Here is a 26,591-nt window from a genome sequence, read left to right on the forward strand (position 1 = left end):
CGAGCGGGCAGGCTCATCGATTTTGTAAACCACATCCGCAAAAGCAACACGGCATTGCAGGGCATCTTATTTTGCGGAGCGCGACTGCGTCTGCCAACGCATTCCGGTTGCGGCGCTTTTCTTTGCGGGCTTGCCTTGCCGACTGCTGCAAATTTTGCCATGATGTTCATGACGCTTCTGCCGGTTTTTTTTGGCCCTTATACCCTTGTCCGGCGCAACAATCCTTTGAGGAGGGCATCCATGCTTACCCCCAACCAGTGTGTGCTTTACAGCGGCGGCGCCGCAGGAACAGAGCAGTTTTTCGGCGCTTTGGCCGAAAGCTGGGGTATGGAAGAAGTAAACTACAGCTTTGAAGGTCACCAGATCGAACGTACGCGCGGCGTGCGGGTGCTCACCTCTGAAGAACTGGCCCTCAAGGATGTCAGCCTGACCTACATTTCGCGTCTCATGAGCCGCGAATACACGCGCGCCCCCCTTTTCCGCAAAGTCTTGCAGTCCATCTGCTGGCAGGTCAGCAGCGGCGATCAGATCATCGTTATCGGCGCAGTCCAGCCTGACGGTACCGTCAAGGGCGGCACCGGGTGGGGGGCTGAATTCGCCAAGATATGCAACAAGCCTCTGCTTGTTTTTGATCAGCCCAAGAATGCATGGTTGTTCTGGAACAAAGACAACTGGACCCAGACAGACGAACCTATGATCACCCATGCCCATTTTGCGGCCACCGGCACGCGTTTTCTTGAAGACAATGGCCGTATCGCCATTCAAGACCTGTTTGCGCGTTCTTTTTCGCGCTAAAGCAGAATACTATTGTCAATGCACTAGAAAGATAATCCGCTTCTGCTGCAACGGCCCCTGGTTCGCAAACGACCCGGGGGCCGTGCTTGCGGCATGTACCCCACCTGCCGCAGGCTGCGCCTCAGCCCATAGTATCGGAGAATTCATGAGCCGTCAGTTTACCCCCGCAGAGCAAGCCGTGTTGCGCATCGTGCAGGACAACCTGCCAGATTCGCTCACGCCCTACGCAGATATTGCCGAAAAGGCAGGAATGACAGAAGCCCAGGTGCTTGAGCTGCTTGGTTCGCTCAAGGAATCCGGGGCAATCCGCCGTTTTGGAGCTAGCATCAAACACCAGAAAACCGGCTGGACGCACAACGCCATGGTGGCCTGGAAGATCGACGCCGATCTGGTGGAACAGTGCGGCACGCAGGCCTCCCTGCACGACCATATCTCCCATGTCTACTACCGCCCCAGTTCCGCGCCCGACTGGCCGTATGAACTCTACACCATGATTCATGGCCGCAGCGAGGCCGAGTGCCTTGGCGTGGTGGAAGACCTCAAGCGTGATACCCTGCTGCGCGATCATGCCGTGCTGCGCAGCCTCAAGGAACTGAAAAAAATTTCCATGACCTATTTTGCCTGATACAAGGAGCCTTTGATGGATACCACTTCTCGGCAGCTTTTTGAAAAGGCCTGCGCTGTTATTCCCGGCGGCGTCAACAGCCCTGTGCGCGCCTGCCACAACGTGGACAGCCAGCCCCTGTTCATAGCCGAAGCTCACGGCTGCCGGATTACCGACGTGGACGGCCACGAGTATATCGACTTTGTACTCTCCTGGGGCCCCATGATCCTTGGGCATGACGAGCCTTCCGTCACCAAGGCCGTGTGCGAGGCCGCCAAACGCGGCACCAGCTACGGCGCTCCCTGCCCGGCGGAAGTAACTCTGGCCGAAGAAGTGGTCGCCGCCATGCCCAGCCTTGAAATGGTGCGCATGGTCAACTCCGGCACAGAGGCCACCATGAGCGCCCTGCGCCTGGCCCGCGCCGCCACCAAGAGGGACAAGGTGCTCAAGTTTGTGGGCTGCTACCACGGCCACGCCGATCCATTCCTTGCCGCCGCAGGTTCCGGCCTTGCCACGTTCTCCATTCCCGGCACTCCCGGCGTGCCCGCAGCCGTTGTGGCCGACACCCTGCTTGCGCCTTACAACGACATTGATGCGGTCAAGGCCATCTTTGAGCAGCACGGCGCGAGCATTGCCGCCATCATTGTGGAACCTGTGGCCGCCAACATGGGTCTTGTGCTGCCCAAGCCCGGCTTTCTTGAAGGCCTGCGCTCCGTCTGCGACCAGTACGGCAGCCTGCTCATTTTTGACGAAGTCATCACCGGCTTTCGCGCGGCCTTTGGCGGCGCGCAGGCCCGCTTCAGCATAGACCCCGACCTCACCACCTTTGGCAAGATCATTGGCGGCGGCCTGCCCGTGGGGGCCTTTGGCGGCAAGCGCCGTTACATGGAACTCATCGCGCCCAGAGGCGGCGTGTATCAAGCGGGTACGCTTTCAGGCAACCCGCTGGCAATGGCTGCTGGCATAGCCACCCTGCGCTACCTCAAAACCGCTGACTACGCGGCACTTGAAAAGCGTACCCATGCCTTTGCCATGGAACTGCGCGACATTCTGGCATCCAAGGGCGTGCCGATTCAGATGCCCACCCTTGCTTCCATGTTCTGCCCCTATTTCAGCGAGCAGGAAGTCACGGATTTTGCCATCGCCACGCTGTGTGATCAGGCACTTTTCACCACGTTCTACAAACAGATGCGCGCTCACGGCATCTACCTTGCGCCTTCCGGCTACGAGACTGGCATGGTTTCCTTTGTCCACACGGACGAGGATTTCAACAAGGCTCTGGACGCTGCCCGCAAGGTCATTTTTTAAGTCAAAACAGCAAGAAGGGGACCTCGCATGCGGGGTTCCCTTCTTTATTTCCTCCACGCAGCGGCATCCGCCCGTATCCCTGTCGCCGCGCGTCACCAGACAGGCAGCCGAGGGAGGCCCCTTGCACAGTCCCCGCCGAATCACAGCGCTTGCCTGCTATGCGCTCAGCCAGTCTGCCCTGCCTCTGGCGCAGCGTCTGGCGGACTGCCTTGCGATCAAACCGTGGGGTCTGCCCGGTCAACTCCAGCATCCCGCACGTCCGGCCCAGCCATCAGAGCACCCAGCCCCCGACAAGCCCTCCGGTCTGGCCCACGTGGAAATTTTCGCCCCATCGCGATTTTGCCCTGCGGGGGTTACGCCCTTTGAAAAAATCGGCTCCCTGCTGGCGGCAACCTATAAAAATTTTGCGGCGCATGCCTTCATCGGCGCAACGGGCATAGCCGTGCGCGCGCTTGCGCCCCTGCTGGCGCACAAGAGCACCGATGCCCCTGTAATCGTACTTGATCCTGCGGGTCAGCACGTCATAAGCCTGCTCTCCGGCCACTGGGGCGGAGCCAACGAACTGGCCAGCCATGTGGCCCATCTGCTCGGTGCAACGGCGGTTATCACCACGGCATCGGACACCGCCTCCAATACGCCCGGAGCAGGGACAAATCAGCCCCGCAAGGCCGCTCCTGCGCTGGATATGTTCCTGCGCAACGCGGGGCTGCTCCCCGTGGACTGGAACCGCCTGCCCGCAGCGCAGGCCGCCATGATTGAAGGGGAAAGCCTGGGGCTTTGGGATCCCTGCCATGCCGTGCCGGATCATCCCCAGTTGCAGCGCCTGCCCGCAGGTGAGGCCGATGCCACGCCGCCAGAACACCGCGGCCCCCTGGTTGCGGCGCACTGGCGCGAGCTTGCACCGAGCCCCGCAATCTTGCGTGTGGCTGTTCCCCGGCTGGTGATAGGTCTGGGCTGCCGCAAAAACGCGCCCGGCGATATGGTGGAAACCGCTACACGCAAACTGCTGGCAGCCCAAGGGCTTGAACCTCTGGCTGTGGCGGCGCTGGCGACCGTGAAAGAAAAATTGCAGGAGCCCGCCCTGCTGGCCCTTGCCGAGCGGCTGGGCGTTCCCTTGCATGGCTTTGAAGCCGCCGACCTCGCACGCTGCCCTACGCCCAATCCGTCCGCAGCGGCTGGCAGGCGCTTTAGCCAGCCGCCTTTCAGCGTTTGTGAGGCCGCGGCCCTGCTGGCGGCAGCGCAGATTTTTCCGGCGGGCGCGCCCCGCCTGCTCCTCCCCAAAACTATCGAACAAGGCCAGTTGACTCTGGCCCTAGCCATCTCGGACAGGATTGAACGATGAACCCAGCCAGTCTGCATGTTGTCGGCCTCGGCCCAGGCGATGCCGCATGTCTTACCCCTCAGGCCCGCACGGCCATAGCAAATGCATCCTGCGTGGCTGGCTACAGCCTCTACATGGAACTGGTGCCGCCGGAACTGCTGGCAGGCAAGCAGTGCATCAGCACCGGCATGCGGCACGAGGAAGAACGCTGCGCGGCGGCGGTGGACGCAGCTCTGTCAGGCCAGCCCACGGCCCTTGTCTGCTCTGGCGACCCCGGCATCTATGCGCTGGCGGGTCTGGCCCTCGAGATTCTGGAAAGCCGGGGGCTTGTGGGCCGTGTGCCCTTCAATGTTGTGCCGGGCGTTCCGGCGGTCTGCGCGGCGGCAGCCCTGCTGGGCGCTCCCCTGATGCACGATTTTGCCTGCATCAGCCTGAGCGACCTGCTCACGCCGTGGGAAACCATTGAACGCAGGCTCCACGCGGCCCTTGAGGCCGATTTTGTCTGTGCTATCTATAATCCCCGTTCCAAGGGGCGGCCCCACCATCTGGAACAGGCTCTTGAAATTGCCCGGCAATTCCGCGCGCCACACTGCCCTGTAGGGCTTGTGCGCAAGGCCTTTCGCCCCGGCGAAGAAGCACGCGTGTTCCGCCTTGACCAGTTTGACCCGGAACAGGTCGACATGCTCTCCATACTCATCATCGGCAATGCAGAAAGCCGGGCGTTGGGGAACTTCATGCTCACCCCCAGAGGTTACGCGCGAAAAAAGAGTTCCAATCTCGGCAACTTATCAAAATAGTTGGAATGTCATTTTCCCATAGTCATTGACTTACCGTAATGAGGGCCGTAAAATCACACCAATTTGTTCTCATCTGCCGCACAAAAGGAGGTCTGCCGTGAAGAAAGTTCTGGTTCTTACCTGTATCATGGTGTTTGCCCTGGCCCTGCCCGCGCTTGCAGCGCCCGCCGCTCCTGACAAACCGCTGGAATTCAAGGGTTCCCAAAAGACCGTTATGTTCCCGCACGCTGTGCATGCCAAGGTTGAATGCGTTACCTGTCACCATCAGGTTGACGGCAAGGAAAGCTTTGCCAAGTGCGGCAGCTCCGGTTGCCACGATGACCTCGCAGGCAAGCAGGGCGAAAAGAGCCTGTACTATGTTGTGCACACCAAAAAAGAACTCAAGCACAACAACTGCATCGGCTGCCACTCCAAGGTTGTGGAAGAAAAGCCCGAACTCAAGAAAGATATGACCGCCTGCGCCAAGTCCAAGTGCCATCCGTAGGTCTGGTTAGCTGCCTTGCTCCAAAAGCCGCCTCTGCGCGGCTTTTTTATTTTGGCATAACAGTCTTGTAGCCTTTGCATCGCGGCTGGCATGATCAGTAAATCACGCGTTCCCTGCGCATTGTCTTTTTGCCTATGCGCGGCAGAAGGCAATTCTGGCGCAAAGAGTTTTGTCCTATTTGCGTCTTTTGCCATAAACTGATACGAAAAACTGTCGTTTTTGCAGTATGAAACGATGTATTTTGCATGACTCCGGCCGTTGGCCGCTGCACATAACCCCATGAGGTGGCGCATGGTTGCCAAGAACACCGCTGAAACCGATGACCAGATCATCGATCTCACAGAACTGATCGAAAAAGGCGAAGTTCCGGCAAACGATCCGTCCGAGCAGCCCCAGGCCGCTGCCGCCCCCGAGGTGGAAGCGGATCAGGAGGCGCTGAACGAGCACCTGCGCGGCCTCAACGATGGTTCAAGTGCTGCGGATGCAGAAATTGACGACCTGCTCGCCCAGATGGATATCAAGGACGAAGGCCAGGACGCCCCCAATGACGTGGCGCTGGACTTCTCCGCTCCGTCCACGCTGACCGATCATCCCATTGACCCCAATGAACAGTTGCACATGCCGGGCATGGGCGATGTGGACAGTCTGCTCAATTCCCTTGATATCCCCCCGCAGCCGTCAGAAAGGGAAACGGAAATTGCCGCACCTGCCAGCGCTAACCAGGCCGTAAGCCCGGCAACAAATCCTGCCGCCGATGATGCCGTGGACGCCCTGCTGAACGATTTTCACGCTGCTGCGCCTGCGCCTCAAGCGCCTGCTGAACCGCAAAACAGTATTCCTGATCTGGACGAACTGCTGGCATCTGTGAGTGCCGCCCCGGCCACTGGAAACACAAGCGATATTGACGACCTGCTCAACGCTGGCAACCTCGCAGCTCCAAAGGCCGAACCTGCGACAGCAGCACCTTCCGTTGCGCCCGCTGCGCAAAGCCCAGCCTTTTCCAACGATGATCTCGACAACCTGCTGGCTGCTGCGGCCAATGGGCTGGATGTGGCCCCGAGCCCTGCGCAGACCGCCGCTCCGGCCCCCCATGCTGCGGCTCCGGCTCCGACACCTGCGGCAACACCAGCACCCGCTGCCAGCCCAGACATGGGCGTGGATATAGACAGCTTGCTGGCTGCCGCCGCTAATGATTTGCAGGGCAAGCTTGACGCTGCCCAGCCAGAAGCGGCTCCCGCGCCGCAACCTGCTCCCGCTCCTGCGGCAGCTCCAGCGGCTGCCCCTGCGGCAAGCCCAGATATGACTGCCGACCTCGGCGTGGATATCGACAGTCTGCTGGCTGCCGCCGCTGACGATTTGCAGAGCAAGCTTGACGCTGCCCAGCCAGAAGCGGCTCCCGCGCCGCAACCGACTCCCGCTCCTGCGGCTGCCACTGCGGCAAGCCCTGATATGGCTGCCGACCTCGGCGTGGATATCGACAGTCTGCTGGCTGCCGCCGCGGACGACTTGCAGAGCAAGCTTGATGCTGCCCAGCCAGAAGCGGCTCCCGCGCCTGCCTCGGAACCTCAGCCCGATCTGAATGCAGACCTCGACAGCCTGCTGGCTGCTGTGACCGGCGGTGCGGCCCCTGCCGCTGAACCGCAGGAAGACATTTCCGATGTTCTGCTCCACCCCGAGCTGGAACTCATGGCCGATGCCCAGCCAGAGCCTGTTGCTGGAGCATTGTCCGACTCTTTGCCCGAACTGGAACCAGTGTTGGAGTCAGTTCAGGCCCCCCAGCCGGAACAGGCTGTGGAACTGCCCACAGATTTTGACGCGCTGTTGGCCGCCGCTGCGGACCAAGCCGCCGCAGACCATGCGGATGTGGCCCCGGCTGCTGCCCCCCCTGCGGATGCCACCCCGGCTGACATGCAGGACATTATGGCCGACGCCTCCGCTCAGGCAGAATCCGACGTATTTGAGGCTGTTGCCGCTGCTGAACCAGCGCAGGCAGATGACCTTCCTCTGCTTGAACCCGATGAAATCCTGCCGCCGGATGCCGACGTGCAGGCCGAGCCTTCCGTGGATGAACCTGCCGAAGTGGAACCTGCCAGAGCCGACCTTTTCACGGCCGAGCCTGCCGAAGTGGAAACTACCGAAGTGGAACCTGCGGCGGCGGATATGCCGGAAAGCGCCGGACAGTTCGCTTATGAACCTGCATTCAGGCCTCAGGCGGCCCCTGTTGCGGATTCGACAGATATTGCAACTGACGGTGCAGCAGTAGCTGTGTCCGGCGCAGCCCTTGAGGCTGTCATGGAACAGGCCAAAGAGGCCTCGTCCCACGCCATTGACGCCTTTGCCCAGGCATTTGATGCCTCCACGCGAGCGGCAGACGCTGCCGAAACAGCAAGCAAGCTTACGGAACGCGTTGAGCAGTGCGAGGCCGCGCTTCAGGAAGCCGGGGATCGCATCATTGCGCTGGAAACCGCACTGGAAGCGCAGATTCACGCATCGCAGGAACTGGCCGCCAACAGCCTGCCCCGTCAGGAACTGGAAGACATGTTTGTCGAGGGTCATCCCCTGTACCAGAGCCTCATGGATTGCATCGCCAAGGCGGTTGCCGCAGCCCTTGCATCTGCCCCGGCCCCGCAGACCGAACATGACGATGCACAATCGCTTGTGGAAGAGCGCCTGCAACCCGTTGTCACTGCCGCCCGTAGCGCCACGGCGCGCATAGATGCCCTTGAAACACGGCTGGATGCCCTTGAACCGCGCTTCAACGACAGGGTGGAACGGGCCGCGGCTGCTGCTGCGGCGCGTATACTGCGCGAAGAGATCGGCAGACTGCTCGAAGATCAGTAGGGAACTTTTTGCCTTATGCAGCGACCCGCATTCAGGCTGCAAGCAGCCGCCCGAACCACTTCGGGTTGTTGGCGCTGATTGGCAGCATAACTGCCCGTCTGCACTGCGCGATTTTTGGAGAAATCCCCTTGGCAACATGCCTGCAAGCCGGACCAGCTTCACCCCTTGCCTGAGGCCCGGCTCCAATCGCTGCTTCGCTGGCAACAGGAATTTCAAGGTAAAAGGCTCCAGGCGCACAGACATGCCGGCCTTGCCAATGGCAGGCGGAACGCATATGCTGTTGCGCGGTTTCGCGGGCGCTGCCCCGCGATTCTCAATCAATAAAACAAAGGGGCGGGGGCTGTTGCTTCCGTTTCTTAACCCGTCCAGGCAATACCCGCTGTGGGTCACGGCCGTTCCCCAAAGGGGCGGGTTTTTCATATTTGCCGCGCCCGTCAGGGCCGGAAGCTGAGGCCCACATGGATAAGGATCGCAAGGAAGCCCTTCAGGTTGCCAAGGAACTGACCGCCAAATTCATAGAAACGCGCACGGTTTCCCCCAGCAATTTTGCTGAGGTATTTCCTTCGGTCTATCGTGTTGTCTGCGCCGCTATCGGTGTGGACACCGACCAGGACAAGGCCGGGAAATAACGTGGAATCTCCCCGCAACACCGCTACGGAAACTGTTGTCAAACCTGCCCACGATGCGGCTGTGGCAGGCATGTTTGGCCGTATTGTGCCTTTTTATGACCTGCTGAACCGCGTGCTCAGCCTCGGGCTTGATCAGTACTGGCGCAAGGTGCTGGCGCAAAACGTGCGCCTGGGCGATACCGGGCGCGTACTGGATCTGGCGGCTGGCACGCTGGATGTTTCCCTTGCCATTCGCCGCCGCCACCCCTCGGCCATTGTTCCGGCCATGGATTTTTGCCCGCCCATGTTGGTGCGCGGCAGCCGCAAGCTCAAGGACGCCAACGCCCGCAGCATTCTGCCTGTTGCCGCAGACGCCAAGCGCCTGCCCCTGCCCGATGCTTCTGTTGACTGCATCACCATTGCCTTTGGCATCCGCAATATTCTGCCCCGCGAGGCGGCTTTTGCCGAAATGCTGCGCGTTCTGCGCCCCGGCGGCAGGGCCTGCATTCTTGAATTCGGTTCCGGACAGGAGCGCATCTGGGGTGGCCTGTACAACGTGTATCTCAACCACCTGCTGCCCAGGGTTGGCAAAGTATTTTCAAAAGATCCAGGCGCGTACGAGTACCTTGCCGATACCATCCGCAAGTTCCCCTCGGCCCTCAGCCTTGAAAAAGAAATGCGCGCCGCGGGCTTTGAACGTGCCTGGCACGAAAAGCTCACTTCCGGCATTGTCTGCCTGCATGTGGGTGAAAAAGCGCGCTAGATCAGATTGGCGCGAAAAAATATGCGGTTTTCACGACGCATTGCACACGGCGGCATCTGAAGGCTCGCCGGGCGGCAAGCCAGACACGCTGGTGCGGATAATCAGGCCTTAGTGCGAGGCCAGTGCCACCAGACCAAGCCCTACGGCCAGGGCGATCAGCCCAAGGACGCGGAGGCGGCTTTCCGGCTGGGGCAGCAATTGCAGCAGGGCGCGCCGCATGCCGCCGGGAAAGAGTGTCCAGCAAAGGCCCTCAATAACGATGGCCAGACCAAGAGCGCGGAGAAAAAGGGCATAATCGAGTTTCATGGTTTTCTGGTGACGGAAAACCCGCCTTTTGTAAAGGAACGAATCATGGCTGCTCACACGGCGCTGCAAAACGGCACAGACATGACCTGCGGGAAAAATCCCGCAGGCGAGTTCTGTCCAGCCCTGCGCCCGGCAAGCAGCAGCCAAGGGCAGTGATCCTGTGAGCCTGCTGCTTTGCGCCGCCACCGGCCCGGAACTGGCGGGTCTTGTGCCCGGATTTTCTCCGGCGGGGCTTGCCGCCACAGCTGGGGAAACAGCTGAAAGCCCGGCAAAATCCTGGCCAGAAATGCACCTCTGGCCCGTGCGCCTCAAGCATGGCGCTGCGCTGTGCTGCATTACCGGGGTCGGCCCCATTAACGCTGCTCTGGCCATGGGCATGGCCTTTTGCCGTGCTAAAGCCGAGGGTACGCCCATAACGGCTGTGCTCAACGCGGGTCTTGCCGGGGCCTTTGATCTGGCAGAGCGCCCACTTTTGGGGCTGTGCATGGTGAGCGAAGAAATCTGGCCGGAATACGGCCTGCACGATGGGCGCTCCGTCACCGCCGAGGCTTTTGGCTTTCCGCAGTGGCAACCAGAGACCGGGGCTGCGGTGCGCAACCGGCTGTCCCTGGCAGGGCCTGAAGCGCTGGAGCGCTTTGGCGCACGTCAGCAACGGCATGTTTTTTTGCCCTGCACATCACTCACCGTGGCCGGGGTCAGCGCAAGTTTTGCCAGAGCGGCAGACCTGCGCGCCCGCTACCGGGCTGATCTGGAAAATATGGAAGGCTTTGCCGTAGCGTATGCCTGCGCCCGCGAGGGCATCCCCTGTGTGGAGGCGCGCAGCGTTTCCAACAAGGTCGGGCCGCGCGCCAATGACGAAAAGGATTTTCCCGGCGCGCTGCGCGCGCTCACGCGGGTGTTGCCCGCGCTTAACCTTATCTGAGTAGCATATGATCCAACTGAAAGCACGTCTGGCCCTTGAGCTGCCCGGCATCAACCGCGCTCTGAACAAGGCAGTGGACACCCTGCCGGAACCAGTGCGGCCTGTGGCCCGGCATATTTTTGATGCGGGCGGCAAACGCCTGCGCCCCTTGCTCACCGTGCTCACGGCCCGCCTGCTGGGTCATGAGGCCAAGAGCATACAGGATCTGGCGATCACACTGGAGATGCTCCACGCCGCAACCCTGCTGCACGATGATGTGCTGGACAATGCCGTAAGCCGCCGTGGCAAGCCCGCTGCGCATACGCTGTTTGATGTTTCCAGCGTCATTCTTGCGGGCGATGCCCTGCTGGCCGGGGCCAACGCCCTGGTGGCCAAATATGGCGACACGCGGCTGACCCGCTGTTTCTCGGAGGCCACCAGCCGCACGGCGGCGGGAGAAATCCTTGAAATTGCGGCCCAGCGCCGCGTGGATTCGACCAGCGCCGACTATGAAGACATGGTGCGCGGCAAAACGGCCTGGCTTATCCGCGCTGCCTGTGAAATGGGCGCGCTTGCCGCCGGGGCCGATGATGCCGCAGTGGCTGCTGCCGCCGCCTATGGCGAAAACCTTGGCATGGCCTTTCAGATGGTGGACGATGCCCTTGACTTCGCGCCAGAAAGCGTGACCGGCAAGCCCACTGGCGGCGATGTGCGCGAGGGCAAGCTCACGCCGCCCCTGCGCCTCCACCGCGACAGCCTGAGCACCGCAGAACGCAGCGCCTTTGACGCCGCCTTTTGCGCAGGGCTGATGACGGAAGCCGATGCCGCCAGCATTGCCGAGAGCATCCGGCAGGCCGGGCATGACGATGCCGTGCGCCGTCAGGCCGATGAATTTCTTGACGCGGCCAGGCAGGCATTAGAAACTCTGCCTGACAGACCAGAGCGCGAGCTTATGCGCCAGATGGCCGACTACGTACGCGACAGAAAAAAGTAAGCAGCCAAACCAAGAGGAATGCAAACCATGCTCTATAGGGTGGAAACCGGCCCCCGCGCCGGACTTGACGATACCCAGGGCCGCAAGACGGCCCAGCACCTGCGCAAGGCGCTGAACATTTCTGTTTCTGGCGTTCGCCAGATCAAGGTCTTTACGGCTGACGGGCTTGATGCCGCGCAGGTGGCCCGTCTTCTGGACGAAAGCATCTGGCACGACCCCATACTTCAAGAAGCCTCCCTTGAGCCGCTGCCCCTGCTGGACCCTGCGGCAGACTGGTTTGTGGAAGTGGGCTACCGCCCCGGCGTGACGGATAACGAGGCCCGCACCGCGCGCGACACCGCCGCCATGGTGCTGGACATCCCGCGCGACAGCCTGCGCGTGTATACCGCCGTGCAGTACCGCATCAGCAGCGACAAGGCCGCGCCCCTCACCCGCGAACAGGTGGACATGCTGGCCCGCGACCTTTTGTGCAACACGCTCATCCAGCGCTACCGCATCAAGAGCCGTCAGGAATGGGACGCCCAGCCCGGCTTTGAAGCTCAGGCCGCCAGGGTTACGGGCGAGATCAACGAAACCGTCGACACCATTGCCCTTTCAGCCATGGATGACGAAGCCCTGACCAAGGCCAGCCGCGAAAATACCTGGGCGCTCAACCTCAAGGAAATGCACAGCATCCGCGTGCAGTTCACCGCACAGGAAGAAGCCGACCGCCGCAAGGCCCTTGGCCTGCCCGCCGACCCCACGGATGTGGAAATGGAAGTGCTGGCCCAGACGTGGTCCGAGCACTGCAAGCACAAGATTTTTGCCTCGCGCATCAATTATACCGATGCCGCCACGGGCCTCAGCGAAGTGGTGGACAACCTCTACAAGACCTGCATCCGCGACGCCACGGCCATGCTGCGCGAGCGCATGGGCGAAGACGACTACTGCAAGTCCGTTTTCAAGGACAACGCGGGCGTTATCGCCTTTATCAACGGCTACGACGCCTGCATCAAGGTTGAAACCCACAACAGCCCCTCGGCGCTCGACCCGTACGGCGGCGCGCTCACCGGTATTGTGGGCGTGAACCGCGACCCCATGGGCACAGGCATGGGCGCGGAACTGGTGTGCAATACAGACGTGTTCTGTTTTGCCTCGCCCTTCCACGATAAAAGCCTGCCCCCGCGCCTGCTGCACCCCCGCCGCGTGCTGGAAGGCGTGCGCGAAGGCGTGGAGCACGGCGGCAACAAGTCGGGCATTCCCACGGTCAACGGATCGCTGGTCTTTGACGAGCGCTATCTTGGCAAGCCGCTGGTGTACTGCGGCACCGTGGGCATCATCCCCGCAGAGCTGCATGGCCGCCCCGGCTGGTTCAAGCAGGCCGAGGAAGGCGACTACATTGTTATGACCGGTGGCCGCATCGGCAAGGACGGCATCCACGGCGCAACCTTCTCTTCTGAAGAGCTGCACGAAGGCTCGCCCGCCACAGCGGTGCAGATCGGCGACCCCATCACCCAGCGCAAGATGTATGACTTCATCATGCGCGCCCGCGATTTGGGCCTGTACCACGCCATCACCGACAACGGCGCTGGCGGCCTTTCCTCCTCCGTGGGTGAAATGGCTGAAGACACGGGCGGCTGCGTGCTGGATATCGCCAAGGCCCCGCTGAAATACGATGGCCTGCGCCCCTGGGAGATTCTGCTTTCTGAAGCGCAGGAGCGCATGACCCTGGCCGTTTCGCCGGAAAAGCTCGACGAATTCATGGCCCTCGCCGCACGCATGGATGTGGAAGCCACGGCCCTTGGCCGCTTCACCACCTCCGGCTTCTTTGAAGTGCGCTACCACGACCGCATCATTGCCTCCATGCCCATGGAGTTCATGCACGACGGAGTGCCGCAGCTTGAACTTGAAGCTGAATGGAAGGCCCCGGAAATCACGGATGTCACTGTAGACGTGGCCGAAGTTGAGCAGACTGCCTTTTTGCAACGCATGCTCGGCACGCTCAATATCTGCTCAAAGGAATACATCATCCGCCAGTATGATCACGAAGTGCGCGGCGGCAGCGTGGTGAAGCCCCTTGTGGGCGTCAAGCGCGATGGCCCGGCAGACGCGGGCGTTATCCGCCCCCTGCTGGAATCGGACGCGGGCCTTGTGATCTCCCACGGCATCTGCCCCAAATTCAGCGATTACGACACCTACTGGATGATGGCCAACGCCATGGACGAAGCTATCCGTAATGCCGTTGCAGTGGGTGCAGACCCTGACGCCCTGGCGGGTGTGGACAACTTCTGCTGGTGCGACCCGGTGGTCAGCCCCTCCAACCCCGATGGACGCTACAAGCTGGCTCAGCTTGTGCGCGCCTGCCGCGCCCTGCGCCAGTTCTCGCTGGCCTACGGCGTGCCGTGCATCTCGGGCAAGGACTCCATGAAGAACGACTACACCGGCGGCGGCGAGCGCATTTCCATTCCGCCCACGGTGCTGTTCTCCATCCTTGGCGTCATCCGCAACGTCACGGCTGCCCAGACCTCCGACTTCAAGCAGCCCGGCGATGCCATCTACATGCTCGGCGGTACCTGGCGCGAAATGGCAGGCAGCGAAGCCGCTACGGAGCTGGGCCTCAAGGGTGGCCGCGTTCCCCATGTGGACGCCTCCAACGCCATGTTGCGCTACCGCGCTGTCAACGCCCTCATGGGCCAGCGCGCCATTTCCGCCTGCCACGACTGTTCTGACGGCGGTCTTGCCGTGGCTATTGCAGAAATGTGCATCGGCGGCCGCCTGGGTGCAGAAATCAACCTTGATGCCGTGCCCGCCCTTGAAACAATGAACGTGACCGAACTGCTCTACAGCGAAAGCGCCAGCCGCCTGGTTGTGAGCGTCAAGCCCGATCTGGCCATGATTCTTGATGCACTGGGAATGTGGCAGCCCTGCACCCGTATCGGTACTGTCACCGGTAACGGTCAGCTGACCATGAAATCCGGCGACAGCGTCATCGTCAACTCTTCGGTGGAAGATCTGGCCCGCGCTTTCAAACGCACGCTGGACTGGTAACACCGCTGCGACTGACTATCTGGGCAGGTGGCTTTGCGGCTGCCTGCCCTTTTTATTTGGTGGAATCCGGTGCTGTTCTCTGGATTTTTGCATAAATATTTCTGCCGCACGCAGGGCTTTTTCCTCGACTCCATGCCAACTCGTCACGCCGTACGATCATGCCTATTTCATACTCCCCCACTGCCTTTTTGACATTTTCTAGACTATCTTTTTCAATAACTATTTGAATTAAAAGATTTTATCAGTTTGACACGGAGCATTTTTTTACTGTATAGTGCCTCCACAAAGAACAGGCATTCCCCTGGGGAACCGATGGACGTTGAGCGCAAGGCGCGCTTGCTGCCATCATTGGAAGGTTCCTGGGGTCAGAACCGCGGGCGCGGTTCGTCCGGCAATTTCGCTGGCCAGCCTCGAACACTAACAAAGGAACGATCATGAAGTATTCACGCTGGCCATTAGTGCTGGCGGCCATAGCCTTATGCATGCTTTTGGCCTCCCCCATGAACGCCGACGCGGCTTCACAAAGCGCTCCCTCCGATCAAAAGCATTCGAACGCTGCCCCCCACGCCGCCAAAAAGTCTTCCGGCGACACTGAAACTCGCAAATCCAAACGCGAAAAGACCAGTGACAAAACCGCCTCTTCGCACAGCTCGCGCTCCAAGCGCGATAAAGCTGAATCGCGCTCCAAGTCCAAGCAACGCAGCTCCTCATCCTCTGCGTCCTTATCCGAAAAAGAACGCCGGGATAGCACCGACAGCCGTGATATCTGGCTGAAGCGCGCTCAGGAGAGCGAAATCATGTCCGGCAAGGCCTCCTGGTACGGACGCGATTTCCACGGCGGCTCCACCGCCAGCGGGCTTGATTACGACATGTATACCTTTACCGCCGCGCACCGCACCCTGCCCATGGGCACGGTTGTTCGCGTCACCGACCAGAATAACGGCAAGAGCGTTATGGTCTGTGTGACAGACAGAGGCCCCTTTGTGCGCGGGCGCATCATTGATCTTTCCTTTGCTGCTGCGCAACAGATTGATATCGATGACAAAGGCATCAGCAAGGTCAAGCTGGAAGTCATCAGTGACGAAAGCGGCACGCCCCTCAAACCCGATGAAGCATATTTTGTGCGCTACAACGCCGCTCAGGGTGATGAAAAAATCGGCCCCTTCCGCGCTTTCGCGGATGCAGCGGCCATGCATGAAGCACTGCGCCAGGTTCACCCCGAGGCTGAAGTGGTCATGGATCAATCCAAGTAACAGCGCAATACCTTCCGCGCTGCACACGCGCGACAACGTCCCCGGTTTATACCGGGGACGTTTTTTTATGCCGTGCGCAAGCTTGCCACACTGCAGCTTCCCCGGTATGGAAACTGTTTGTTATTCCCCACCAAGAAGGATGCCATGGGCTTTTTTTTCAGCATTATTTCTTCTGCGGCCTTTGGCCTTATCCCTCTGTTTACACTACCGCTGATGCATGGCGGCGTTTCTGGGCCATCCGCCCTGTTCTACCGCTTTGCCATTGCCACAGTGGTGCTGGGCATTGTGCTTGCCGTACGCGGCGAAAGATTCAGCGCGCGCGGCATTGATCTGTGCAAGCTGGCTGGCATGAGTTCCATGTACACCATGGCGGCCCTGCTCTTTTTTTGGGGATTCAAGCACATGCCGAGCGGTGTTGTGGCAACGCTGCAATTTACCTATCCCGTCATGGTCATGCTGATCATGATTGTGTTTTATCACGAGCGCTTCTCGTGGATCACGGCCTTGTCCATCCTGCTGGCTATTGCTGGCGTTTATCTGCTCTGCGGCGGAAGTGACGGCGACATGGGCGGCGCAAGCCTGCTGGCCGTGTCCCTGCTTCTGCTCTCCGCGCTGTGTAACGCCGTGTACATCACAACCATTTATGCCGCGCGCATCCCCAACATGAGCGGCCTTGTGATGACTTTTTACGTGCTGGCCTTTGGAGCGGTGATATCCGGGGCCAACGCCCTGTTGGCAGATTCGTTCCAGCCCCTGCACTCATGGTGGGAATTGCTACTCGCAACATTGCTGGCTGTGGTGACAGCCGTTATTTCAAACCTCACCCTCATTCTTGCCGTACAGCGCATCGGCTCCACGCTGACATCCATCCTTGGCGTTATGGAGCCTGTAACCGCCGTGGTGGTGGGGATTCTGGTGTTCAGCGAGCCGTTCAGCATGTCGCTGGTCGCTGGGGTGGCCTTTATTGCCGCATCGGTTGTACTGGTTATGCTCGGCAAGCAGATAACAGCCTTTTTTCAGCGCCACAAACACGCATAAAAAAGCGCGGCAAATTATATTTGCCGCGCTTTTTTATTTTCTGCTGCAAGAACGCTACAGCCCTGAAGGTTCATACCCCAAGGCACGGGCCAGCAATTCGGTATAACTCATGACCCTGAGTTTGCCCTGACCAGAACCGCGCAGGGCCACAGTACAGCCGGAACAGGCGCATACAAGGGCGTCAACGCCGCCATCCAGCGCCGCCGCCACAATGCGGTCAGGCTGATTTTTACAGCACAGGCCGCCTGCAATATCCTGGACAGCAAGCCCTTCCACCCCTTCAAGAAACTGCCTGTAAGCGGGCCAGTTCAGCGACGTCTGCGGAAAATGCCTGCGATAAGAGGTGTGGCATCCTTCAAAATAGGCCACTTTCAGGGGTTTGATCCGCAGGCTCTGTCCTTTCAGGGCGTCTAGCAGCACGTCAAGAATATAGCTGTGGGAAACATCACCCCCGGCATCAACCGACTCGGCCACGTGCGCGCAGCCTGCGCAGCAATATGCGAGGCGGGATGCACCCTTCTGCGCTGCCGCCGAGCTGTTGCCCCGCACAAAACCCTTGGCGGTTTCTACCATCTGCGGTCTGTCCTCTGACGCGACCTGATGCAGCAAGGGTAAACCGCAGCAGTTTTCTTTCTCCAGCCAGGTGTGGGCCATGCCAAGGCGGCCCAAAATCCACGCCACCTCGCGCAAAATATTGGGTGTGCTGAACGGCCTGTAACAGCCGAAAACCACCGCAAGATCAGCCTGTTGCGGAGCGCTTGCAAAGCCGTTGGCTCCCAGAGCCATTGCCCGCAGTACCTGCGGCGCACCGTGCTGGCCTGTGGCTGCAACATCCTGAAGCTGCGTTTCAAAATCTCTGCCGCACGCGCTCTTTACTACCCAGCCGCTCAATTTGCCTGTGGTCGCTTTCATGATTCCGCCTCTATGCCCTTATGCAAAAGTCTGCATGGTAAAAACCACAAAAGGCCGCCCGATGGTGCGGACGGCCTTTTGAAATGGTTCGGAGCAGCGGCTACAGCCGCTCCACAACCTTGTCGCCCATTTCTTTGCAACCCAGCAGGGTTTTGCCGGGTTCCATAATGTCGCCAGTACGGAAACCATCAGCCAGAGCTTTGCGCACTGCAGCCTCAATGGCATCGGCTTCCTTGCTCATGTCAAAGCCAAGGCGCAGCATCATGGCCCCGGAAAGAATGGTGGCAAGGGGGTTGGCCTTGTTCTGTCCCGCAATGTCGGGGGCGGAGCCGTGAATGGGTTCAAACAGGCCGGGGCCGGAAGCGCCCATGGAGGCCGAGGGCAGCATGCCCAGCGAGCCGGTGATGACCGAGGCTTCGTCCGACAGAATATCGCCAAAAATATTGCCCGTGAGGATCACGTCAAACTGCGAAGGATCGCGCACAAGCTGCATGGCGGCATTGTCCACGTACATGTGGGTCAGTTCCACATCCGCATACTGGCGGTGCGTTTCAATGACCACTTCCTTCCACAGGCGCGAGGTTTCCAGCACGTTGCTCTTTTCCACAGAGCAGACCTTGTTGCGGCGTTTGCGGGCCGTTTCAAAGGCTACCGTGGCAATACGGCGGATTTCTTCCTCGTTGTACACCATGGTGTTGTAGCCGGTGCGCAGGCCATCGCGCATTTCCTGCCCGCGCGGCTCGCCAAAATAGATGTCGCCGGTCAGTTCGCGCACAACCACGAGGTCAAGGCCCTTGGCGGCAATATCGGCCCGCAGCAGGCACGCGCCTGCCAGTTCGGGCAACAGCATGGCCGGGCGCAGGTTGGCAAAAAGCTCAAGCTCCTTGCGGATGCGCAGCAGGCCTTTTTCCGGGCGTTTTTCAGGCGCGAGGGCGTCCCACTTGGGGCCGCCCACAGCCGCCAGAAACACGGCGTCGGCATTGCGGCACTTGCGCACGGTTTCTTCCGGCAGGGGGTCGCCAGCTGCATCGATGGCGGAACCGCCGATGTGGGCAGTGTCGAAAACAAATTCGTGGCCGAACTTTTCAGCGGCGGCCTTGAGAACCTTAACACCTTCGGCCAGAATCTCCGGGCCGATGCCGTCACCCGGCAAGAGGCATATGGTCTTTTTCATAAAATATCCTTGAACTCAATGCTTTCTGTTGATGCTCATCCTGTTCGCCCGACAATAACTTACCAGCTATTTTTTTACATGAAGATTTTTGCGCCAGAACAAGGAAAAAGGGGATTTGCCGACAGGAGTATACTCTTACGGTATTCGACTGGAGGCAAAAGCCCGTTTTGACGCAGTTCTGGCCAAAAATATCCTGTAAAAATTGGATTTTCGTTCTCTGGCAAGGCAGATAATCCTTTACGCAAGGAGTGTACTCTCATGGTACTCGACCGGAGTAAAAAGGATTATCTAACGCAGCCAGAGAGCAAAAGGCCAATTTAGGCCAGGCGCTCCTTGACATAGCCGACCAAACCGCCCTTCTCCAGGATGGCAGCCATGGACTTGGGCAGCGGCGGGCAGGTTATCTGCGCGCCGTTGGTCAGATCGCGAATAATGCCTGTGACGGCATCGATTTCCAGCTCGTCGCCGTCATTGATCTTGTCCACATCATCGCCCACTTCCATGAGCAGCAGGCCCATATTGAAGGAGTTGCGGTAAAAAATGCGCGCAAAGCTGTGACCGATAACCACCGACATGCCCGCGCCAAGAATGGCTATTGGCGCGTGCTCACGGGAAGAACCGCAACCAAAGTTGCGGCCCGCGACCATGATATCGCCGGGGGTCACACGCTTGACCCAATCGGGTTCAAGGCCGGACATGCAGTTTTCGCCCAGCTTTTTGGAATCGGTGGTGACAAGAAAACGCGCGGGAATGATAGCGTCCGTATCAATGTGTTCGCCCACTTTGTGGGCCTTACCTTTGTAATTCATGAGGCTGTCCTTCTTTCTCTGCGCCGGGCGCGGTGAGCCAGGGCACAGACAGGTACTGAGTGTGCTGCCTAGAGCTGATCAGGCCCGGCCACGCAACCCGCAATGGCCGAAGCGGCTGCCACGATGGGGCTTGCCAGATAAACCTCGGAACTCAGGCTGCCCATGCGGCCCTTGAAATTGCGGTTGGTGGTGGCCACAGCACGTTCGCCATCGCCCAGGATGCCCATGTGACCGCCAAGGCAGGGGCCGCACGTGCAGGGACCAACCACGCAGCCGGAGTCCATGAAGGTTTCAATGAGGCCTTCCTTGAGGCACTGCTTCCATACCGTGGGCGTGGAGGGCAGCACAATGCAGCGCAGATGCTTGGCAACCTTGCGGCCCCGCAGCACTTCGGCGGCATCGCGCATGTCGCTGATGCGGCCATTGGTGCAGGAACCGATAACCACCTGCTGGATGGGCGTGTTGCGCACCTCGGAGACTGGCTTGACGTTGGAGGGCAGGTGCGGGCAGGCCACCACAGGCTCCTTGCCGGTCACGTCAATATTGACCACGCGCTCGTAAACCGCGCCGGGGTCTGCGGCCAGATCCTGCGTCAGGCCAGGGCGATTGTGCTCCGCGCAGTAGGCGCGCGTTTTGGCGTCCACCGCAAACAGGCCCACCTTGCCACCTGCTTCAATAGCCATGTTTGCCATGCACAGGCGGCCTTCAACGGAAAGATCATCCACCACAGAACCGCCGAATTCCAGGGCCTTGTAGAGAGCACCGTCCACGCCGATGGCGCCGATGAGCATGAGCATCAGATCTTTGCCGCGCAGCCACTTGGGCATCTGGCCATCAATATTGACGCGGATTGTGGACGGCACCTTGAACCAGGTTTCGCCCAGCGCCATTGCGGCGGCAATATCGGTAGAGCCCATGCCCGTGGCAAAAGCGCCGATGCCGCCGTAGGTGCAGGTATGACTGTCTGCGCCGATGACCACATCACCGGGACCCACAAGGCCCTGCTCGGGCAGCAGGGTGTGTTCCACGCCGCAGTCGCCGCCTTCATAATAGTGGGTGATGTTCTGTTCTTCGGCGAACTTGCGGGTCACCATGACCTGATTGGCGGAATCAATATCTTTTTGCGGCGTAAAGTGATCCATGACCAGAGCGATCTTGTCTTTGTCAAAAACCTTTTCCGCGCCCATTCCCCTGAAAGATTTGATGGCCAGCGGCCCGGTGATGTCATTGGCAAGCACCAGCGACACACGGCACTGAACAATCTGGCCGTCCTGTTCCACAACTTCGTCTGTGTGGGCTTGCAAAATTTTTTGCGCAAGCGTCTGTGGCATGATCTACTCCTTTCATCCTGGCTCCACCGAGGGGGGCGCGGCGAATACGGTGTTTCGTAAGGCGCGGCAAAAATCGAGCGCCTGTTTTTTATTTCGCGCGCACAGGCTTTGCCTGCGTGGCGCTGAGCGTTCCGGCTCGCGGGCCAGCCGCCCCAAGGGAGGGGCGGTCAGACCCGTTGCAGACCAGAGGAACAGCCCTTAATCGTGCTGGCAGTGCAGCCGCGGCCCTTCCTGTTCCTTCTTGAACAGGTGATTAAGGGCGTTGACGTATGCACGCGCGCTGGCGACAAAAATATCCGGATGGGTGCCGCGCCCCACGGCGCTCACTTCGCCCTCGCGCAGACGCACGGTCACTTCGCCCTGGGCATCGGTGCCGCCAGTGATGGCGTTGATGGCGTACTGCTCAAGCTCGGGCTGGCGGCCCACCATGTCAGCGATCACGTTGAACAGGGCGTCCACGGGGCCAACGCCAAAGCCAGCGCCGCTGCTTTCAATCCCCTTGATGTCCATGATGACTGCTGCCGTGGGCGGCACGCCGCCCGCATCGGAACTCTGCACGCTCACATGACGCAGGCGGAAAAGATCGGGCATGCGGTAGACTTCTTCCTGCACAAGGGCCATGAGGTCATCATCGAGCAGGGTTTTCTTGCGGTCGGCCAGCTGCTTCACAGCTTCAAAAACGAGGTTGAGCTGCTCATCGTCCAGCTTGTAGCCCATGCTTTCAAACTTGTTGCGCACTGCGTTACGGCCGGAGTGCTTGCCGATCACAAGATTGCTCTCGGTGCGGCCCACAGACTGCGGAGTCATGATCTCGTAAGTTTCGCGGTTCTTGAGCATGCCGTCCTGATGGATGCCCGACTCGTGCGCAAAGGCGTTGGCGCCCACAATGGACTTGTTGTTGGCAATGGGCTGACCAATGGTCATGGAAAGCAGGCGGCACGAAGGGTAAAGCTGCTCGGTAACGATGTTGTGCTCAAGCTGGAAATAGTCGTGGCGCACACGCAGGTTCATGACCACTTCTTCAAGGGCGGCGTTACCGGCGCGCTCGCCAATGCCGCACAGCGTAACCTCTGCCTGGCGCACCCCCACGCGGAAGGCGGCCAATGTGTTGGCCACGGCAAGGCCGAGGTCGTTGTGGCAGTGCACGCTGAAGATGGCTTTGTCACTGTTGGGCGTGTTCTTGATGACGTGTTCAAGCAGCGCGGCGTATTCCTGCGGCTCGGCATAGCCCACGGTATCGGGCAGATTGATGGTGCTGGCCCCGGCCTTGATGGCGGCCTCGACCACGCGGCAGGCAAAATCGCCTTCCGTGCGTGAAAAATCCTCAAGGGAAAATTCCACGTTGCTGGTATATGTGGCGCAACGTTTGACGCCCTCAACGATCATGGCAAGAACGTCTTCGGGGTCTTTGCGCAGCTTGTGCTTCATGTGCAGAGGAGACGTGGACAAAAAGACATGGATGCGGGGATTCTTAGCCACTTTCACGGCTTCCCAGCAACGGTCGATGTCATTGGGGACGCAACGGGCAAGGCCCGCCACCTGGATGTCGCCAGCCTGGGCGGCAATGCGCTGCACAGACTCAAAATCGCCGGGGCTGGAGGCGGGAAAGCCCGCTTCCATAATGTCCACGCCGAGCACTTCAAGCTGGTGGGCTACACGCAGCTTTTCCTGCAAATTCATGGTGGCGCCGGGCGACTGCTCGCCATCGCGCAAGGTGGTGTCGAAAAAATAGACGCGGTTGTTCATGACAAACTCCTCTGGTTCTGACAAAGATGGCTATATCTTGCATAACGGCCACCGTAAAGGGCGGCTGTCCAGGGGAGCGTTTCCGCCCTAAGGGGGCGGCAACCGTTACGCAACCTCAATCGCTCTGGGGCGATAGGGCGCGTAGTAGCTGACGATTGCGGCGGGGAAGGATGACGAAGGTGTAGACAACGCCGCCAATGATGTAGACGGCGCAAAGCACAAATCCCATGACGCGCGGAAAGGAAATGACCGTTCCGAGCACAAGCAGGAAGAAAAGCATGGTGCGGATGGGATGGGCACGCAGGAAATCATATTCCTTAAAGGAAAAATAGCGCACCTTGCTGACCATCAAAACCCCTACGCCAATGGCGAGAACAAGGGTCATGTAGGGCAGGGCCGAAGCCATAACGGCAGGGAAATGCGCAGCGCAAAATACAAAGGTGACCACGGTGCAGCCACCCGCAGGAATGGGCAGACCGATGAAAAAGCGCTTGCCCACAGCCGCCGTGCTCACGTTAAAGCGCGCAAGGCGCAAAGCGCCGCAGGCTGCGTAAATGAAGGCGGCGGCAAGCCCCATGCGTCCAAGGGCCGAAAGCTCCCACTGCCACATAAGCATGGCCGGGGCAATGCCAAAGGCCACAAGATCGGAAAGCGAATCGTACTGAACGCCGAACTCGCTGGCCGTATTGGTGAGGCGGGCAACCTTGCCGTCCAGACCGTCCATGACGGCGGAGAGCAGGATGGCGAGGCAGGCCGATTCAAAACGCCCCTGCACGGCCCAGACCATGGACAAAAAGCCGAGAAACATGCTCAACGTCGTGATCATGTTCGGCAGGAGGTATACTCCTTTGCGCGGCTTTTTAACTTCCGGGGCCATCATTCACCATCTTTACTAAACTAGGTGCCGATCTATCGGCTTTAAGGGCACATTCTTCGGCTATGCTACTTCACTCTAGCCACCACGCTCTGCCCGGCGAAGACCTGTTCGCCGATGCGCGTGGCCGCAACATATCCCTGAGGAAGGTAAAGGTCAACTCGCGAGCCAAAGCGGATCATACCATAGCGTTCCCCCCGGGCAAGGGTATCGCCTTCGTCAACGCGGCAGACAATGCGGCGGGCGATAAGCCCGGCAATCTGCACCATGGTCCAGAGGTTGCCGTCCGCATCGCGCATGCTGTAGGCGCAGCGCTCATTGTGCGTGGAAGCCTTGTCAAAAGCGGCGTTGACGAACGCGCCGGGGAAATAGCGGATGCCTTCAACAGTTCCCGCCACGGGGGCGCGGTTCACGTGCACACTGAACACGTTCATAAAAATGCTTATGCACAGCTTGGGTTCATCGGTGAAGGGGTCGGGGCGTTCCTCAATGCGGATAACCTTGCCGTCCGCAGGGCTTACGGCAAGCCCCTCGCCCTGAGGCACAACCCGCTCGGGATCGCGAAAAAAGTGCATGCTGAACCAGCAGAGGGCCAGAAAAATCACGGCCAGAAGCCACCAGCCCATGCAGGCAAAAACCAACGCGCTGAACGCGGTAAGGCCGATGCAAGGCCAACCTTCGGGGGTGATGCCGCAATTGGGTGCACGCATGACGACTCCTGTATATGTCGTAGCCGGACAAATCCGGACAACGCTTGAATAAAAAAGGACAAGTATTGAACGTGCTACATACCCTGCGTTTTTCTGCAAGGCAAGCCCGCATGTGGATACCGTGCCCCAAGGATGCGGGCAGGCGGCGGCAACACAGTCACGTCGCAGCGACAAATCTGCCTGCGCGGCCAGCGTTTGCCCGCAGAGCGAGCGCCTCCGCCCCTGTTGCAGAGTTCTTATGACACAGCTATACTGCGATTATGAACAGAAAGTCCGTTGCCTGTCTTTTTGCACTACTGCTGGCCGCCGTGGGCGGATTGGGCGGTTGCGGCCCCAGGGACATCGGCGCGGGTTCCTCCAGCGAGAGCGATTCGCAGCCTCAGGGCGTGAGCGTGGAAGATCAGTTGCGTTACCCTGTGTACGGATCAAACAACACCCAGCGCATGCTCTATTATCAAAACCGGCCCGATGTCATGGCCAACATGCAGCAATGGCGCATGCAGCAGTTTCGCCGCATGAACGGCCTTGATACGGACGTAAACCCCGAAGACCCGCAATACAGGTCTGTGCCCAAACAGCGCAGCCCGTTCAGGCAGTAATATATGGATCCAATAACTCACGCCGCAAGCGGCGCGGTGGCCATGCTTGCCATGCCCCACCGCCCCGCGAGCCGCTGGGCTGTGCCCTTGGCCGCCCTGGCCGCCGCCTCGCCCGATGTTGATGTGCTGATGGCGAACACCCCCATGCAATTTTTGCTATTGCACCGGGGCATTACGCACTCCCTGATTTTTGCCCCGCTGCTGGGGCTGGTGCTGGCACTTGTGGGCTGCTCGCTGTGGAGGGCGCAAACGCCCGGTCACTGGCGGTTTGCAAAAACATGGCTGTTCATGACGGCTATGGTCTTGCTGCACATCTGGCTGGACTGCATCACCACATACGGCACCATGATCTTTGTGCCGTTCTCGCACATGCGAGTGCGGCTGAACGCGGTGTTTATCATTGACCTGCTGATCACCCTGCCCCTGCTATGGGCCATCTGGCGCTGGCGCGCACGGCGCGGCCTCCTGTTGATGGCGATGGCGTGGCTCTTTGTCTATCCCGGCATTTCCATAGGCCTCAACGCCTGGCATACGGCGCAGACCCGTGAACGCCTCACGGCGGAAGGCCGCGCACCTCAGAAAATTGTGGTGCTGCCGGATGCCTTTTCGCCCTTTTTCTGGCGCGCCCTGTATTCGGAAGCCACACCCAACGGGGGCATGGTGTACACTCAGGGCTTGAATGCCCTTGGCACCCCTCGAGGCCCGGAAGTTGCCGCCACTGCCCTGCCTGACAGCCTGGCCCGCGACCTTGCGCGGCAGTCTGTTGTCGCTGATGCTTTTTTGAATTTCACCCTGCTGCCAGTGGTCGCTCCCCTGCCAGCCGACATGCTGCCCGCCGATAATCCGCAGGCAACGCAGCCAGCAAACGCCCCCGCCCTCACCTATGTGATGATTCACGACCAGCGGTTTGGCAGCAGCCTTGCCATGGTGCGCAAGATCATGAACATGCGCCCGAGTGCGGACATTCCTTTTAAATATATGGCGGAACTGGCCCCTGCGCCGCAGCTTACCGAGCAGGATGCCGCTGCCGAAAATTCCATGCAGGAAAATGCCACAACCGCAGGGCCGCTCGTATCCACAAAGGCCGCATTTCCGCAGCGCCTGCTGCGGGAGCGGATGCGCTTTTCTGACAGCGGGCGTGACTCTTTCTGGCAAGCGCCCCGCCCGCCCACACGTCCCACGCTGCTGCAATGGCTTGTGGGCTTGCGCTAAGCCTGCCCTGTCCGGCCCAGCCCGGTGCCCCCACGGCTCAATACTCAACCAGAACTTTCTCTTCCGGGAAACTGCGGCGGGCAGCGCAATTGCAGGCGCAATGACTCCCATTGTTTTTTGGGGTAGCATCAACATTTGCTCCCGAGTGTTGCGTTTTTCGAGCACGACATACGGAACGCATATT

24 protein-coding genes are annotated in these 26,591 nt (G+C 59.9%); 16 read left to right on the top strand and 8 right to left on the bottom strand.

Annotated features, from left to right (window positions below; all coding sequences use genetic code 11):
- Positions 1-240: 240 nt before the first annotated feature.
- The 9 genes from RDK48_RS00120 (at position 241) to RDK48_RS00160 (ending at position 9,521) form a co-directional block, all read left to right on the top strand.
- A complete protein-coding gene (locus RDK48_RS00120; protein ID WP_298995887.1) occupies positions 241-795 on the top strand; it encodes a hypothetical protein in 555 nt (184 codons plus the stop codon).
- Positions 796-940: 145 nt separating this feature from the next.
- Positions 941-1,420 carry a siroheme decarboxylase subunit beta gene (locus tag RDK48_RS00125; protein ID WP_298995889.1) on the top strand — a complete coding sequence of 160 codons (480 nt, stop codon included), beginning with the start codon at positions 941-943 and terminating at the stop codon, positions 1,418-1,420.
- Between the two features lie 15 nt (positions 1,421-1,435).
- Positions 1,436-2,707, top strand: a complete 1,272-nt coding sequence (hemL, locus tag RDK48_RS00130; RefSeq protein ID WP_298995891.1) for a glutamate-1-semialdehyde 2,1-aminomutase — start codon at positions 1,436-1,438, stop codon at positions 2,705-2,707.
- 121 nt (positions 2,708-2,828) lie between these two features.
- Positions 2,829-4,049 carry a cobalt-precorrin 5A hydrolase gene (locus RDK48_RS00135; protein WP_298995893.1) on the top strand — a complete coding sequence of 407 codons (1,221 nt, stop codon included), beginning with the start codon at positions 2,829-2,831 and terminating at the stop codon, positions 4,047-4,049.
- The gene (cobJ, locus tag RDK48_RS00140) at positions 4,046-4,825 is read left to right on the top strand and encodes a precorrin-3B C(17)-methyltransferase (protein ID WP_298995895.1); all 780 of its coding nucleotides are present in this window, start codon (positions 4,046-4,048) and stop codon (positions 4,823-4,825) included. The genes RDK48_RS00135 and cobJ overlap by 4 nt, the downstream gene beginning before the upstream one ends.
- A 97-nt stretch (positions 4,826-4,922) precedes the next feature.
- A complete protein-coding gene (locus RDK48_RS00145; RefSeq protein ID WP_298995897.1) occupies positions 4,923-5,309 on the top strand; it encodes a cytochrome c3 family protein in 387 nt (128 codons plus the stop codon).
- 291 nt (positions 5,310-5,600) lie between these two features.
- Entirely contained in the window at positions 5,601-8,150 is a 2,550-nt protein-coding gene (locus tag RDK48_RS00150; RefSeq protein ID WP_308587759.1) for a hypothetical protein, read from the top strand.
- Between the two features lie 458 nt (positions 8,151-8,608).
- The gene (locus RDK48_RS00155; RefSeq protein WP_022659812.1) at positions 8,609-8,779 is read left to right on the top strand and encodes a hypothetical protein; all 171 of its coding nucleotides are present in this window, start codon (positions 8,609-8,611) and stop codon (positions 8,777-8,779) included.
- 1 nt (position 8,780) lies between these two features.
- The gene (locus RDK48_RS00160; protein ID WP_324835793.1) at positions 8,781-9,521 is read left to right on the top strand and encodes a ubiquinone/menaquinone biosynthesis methyltransferase; all 741 of its coding nucleotides are present in this window, start codon (positions 8,781-8,783) and stop codon (positions 9,519-9,521) included.
- Between the two features lie 108 nt (positions 9,522-9,629).
- On the opposite strand, the gene RDK48_RS00165 is transcribed toward RDK48_RS00160, so the two are convergent.
- Entirely contained in the window at positions 9,630-9,827 is a 198-nt protein-coding gene (locus RDK48_RS00165; RefSeq protein WP_192112783.1) for a DUF2065 domain-containing protein, read from the bottom strand.
- A 160-nt stretch (positions 9,828-9,987) separates the two neighbouring features.
- Here RDK48_RS00165 and mqnB point away from each other — a divergent pair, with 160 nt between their 5' ends.
- From mqnB to RDK48_RS00190, 5 genes are all read left to right on the top strand, one after another.
- Positions 9,988-10,749: a futalosine hydrolase gene (gene mqnB / locus RDK48_RS00170; protein WP_298995903.1), complete on the top strand. Its 762-nt coding sequence runs from the start codon at positions 9,988-9,990 to the stop codon at positions 10,747-10,749.
- A 7-nt stretch (positions 10,750-10,756) separates the two neighbouring features.
- Positions 10,757-11,722 carry a polyprenyl synthetase family protein gene (locus tag RDK48_RS00175; RefSeq protein WP_298995906.1) on the top strand — a complete coding sequence of 322 codons (966 nt, stop codon included), beginning with the start codon at positions 10,757-10,759 and terminating at the stop codon, positions 11,720-11,722.
- Positions 11,723-11,749: 27 nt separating this feature from the next.
- Positions 11,750-14,749 (top strand): AIR synthase-related protein, encoded by a 3,000-nt coding sequence (locus tag RDK48_RS00180; protein ID WP_298995908.1) that lies wholly within the window; start codon positions 11,750-11,752, stop codon positions 14,747-14,749.
- 434 nt (positions 14,750-15,183) lie between these two features.
- Positions 15,184-16,002, top strand: coding sequence for a septal ring lytic transglycosylase RlpA family protein (locus RDK48_RS00185; RefSeq protein ID WP_298995910.1), 819 nt, complete (start codon positions 15,184-15,186; stop codon positions 16,000-16,002).
- Between the two features lie 144 nt (positions 16,003-16,146).
- A complete protein-coding gene (locus RDK48_RS00190) occupies positions 16,147-17,040 on the top strand; it encodes a DMT family transporter (protein WP_298995912.1) in 894 nt (297 codons plus the stop codon).
- A 54-nt stretch (positions 17,041-17,094) separates the two neighbouring features.
- Here RDK48_RS00190 and RDK48_RS00195 read toward each other — a convergent pair whose 3' ends face one another.
- The 7 genes from RDK48_RS00195 to RDK48_RS00225 form a co-directional block, all read right to left on the bottom strand.
- Positions 17,095-17,952 carry a (Fe-S)-binding protein gene (locus RDK48_RS00195; RefSeq protein ID WP_298995914.1) on the bottom strand — a complete coding sequence of 286 codons (858 nt, stop codon included), beginning with the start codon at positions 17,950-17,952 and terminating at the stop codon, positions 17,095-17,097.
- 100 nt (positions 17,953-18,052) lie between these two features.
- A complete protein-coding gene (gene leuB / locus RDK48_RS00200; protein WP_298995916.1) occupies positions 18,053-19,126 on the bottom strand; it encodes a 3-isopropylmalate dehydrogenase in 1,074 nt (357 codons plus the stop codon).
- 317 nt (positions 19,127-19,443) lie between these two features.
- Entirely contained in the window at positions 19,444-19,935 is a 492-nt protein-coding gene (locus RDK48_RS00205; RefSeq protein ID WP_298995918.1) for a 3-isopropylmalate dehydratase small subunit, read from the bottom strand.
- Between the two features lie 68 nt (positions 19,936-20,003).
- Positions 20,004-21,266, bottom strand: coding sequence for a 3-isopropylmalate dehydratase large subunit (locus RDK48_RS00210; protein WP_298995920.1), 1,263 nt, complete (start codon positions 21,264-21,266; stop codon positions 20,004-20,006).
- Positions 21,267-21,464: 198 nt separating this feature from the next.
- Positions 21,465-23,012, bottom strand: coding sequence for a 2-isopropylmalate synthase (locus RDK48_RS00215; protein WP_298995924.1), 1,548 nt, complete (start codon positions 23,010-23,012; stop codon positions 21,465-21,467).
- A 115-nt stretch (positions 23,013-23,127) separates the two neighbouring features.
- Positions 23,128-23,892 carry a CDP-diacylglycerol--serine O-phosphatidyltransferase gene (gene pssA / locus RDK48_RS00220; protein ID WP_374042241.1) on the bottom strand — a complete coding sequence of 255 codons (765 nt, stop codon included), beginning with the start codon at positions 23,890-23,892 and terminating at the stop codon, positions 23,128-23,130.
- Positions 23,893-23,954: 62 nt separating this feature from the next.
- Positions 23,955-24,596 (bottom strand): phosphatidylserine decarboxylase family protein, encoded by a 642-nt coding sequence (locus RDK48_RS00225; RefSeq protein WP_298995926.1) that lies wholly within the window; start codon positions 24,594-24,596, stop codon positions 23,955-23,957.
- 260 nt (positions 24,597-24,856) lie between these two features.
- On the opposite strand from RDK48_RS00225, the gene RDK48_RS00230 reads away from it, so the two are divergent.
- Both RDK48_RS00230 and RDK48_RS00235 read left to right on the top strand, forming a co-directional pair.
- Positions 24,857-25,195: a chemotaxis protein gene (locus RDK48_RS00230; protein WP_298995928.1), complete on the top strand. Its 339-nt coding sequence runs from the start codon at positions 24,857-24,859 to the stop codon at positions 25,193-25,195.
- 3 nt (positions 25,196-25,198) lie between these two features.
- Complete coding sequence (locus tag RDK48_RS00235; RefSeq protein ID WP_298995930.1) at positions 25,199-26,407, top strand: metal-dependent hydrolase; 1,209 nt, start codon at positions 25,199-25,201, stop codon at positions 26,405-26,407.
- The last annotated feature ends 184 nt before the right edge of the window (positions 26,408-26,591 follow it).

The sequence above is a fragment of the uncultured Desulfovibrio sp. genome (genome assembly GCF_902477725.1).
In the GTDB taxonomy this organism is placed as follows: domain Bacteria; phylum Desulfobacterota; class Desulfovibrionia; order Desulfovibrionales; family Desulfovibrionaceae; genus Desulfovibrio.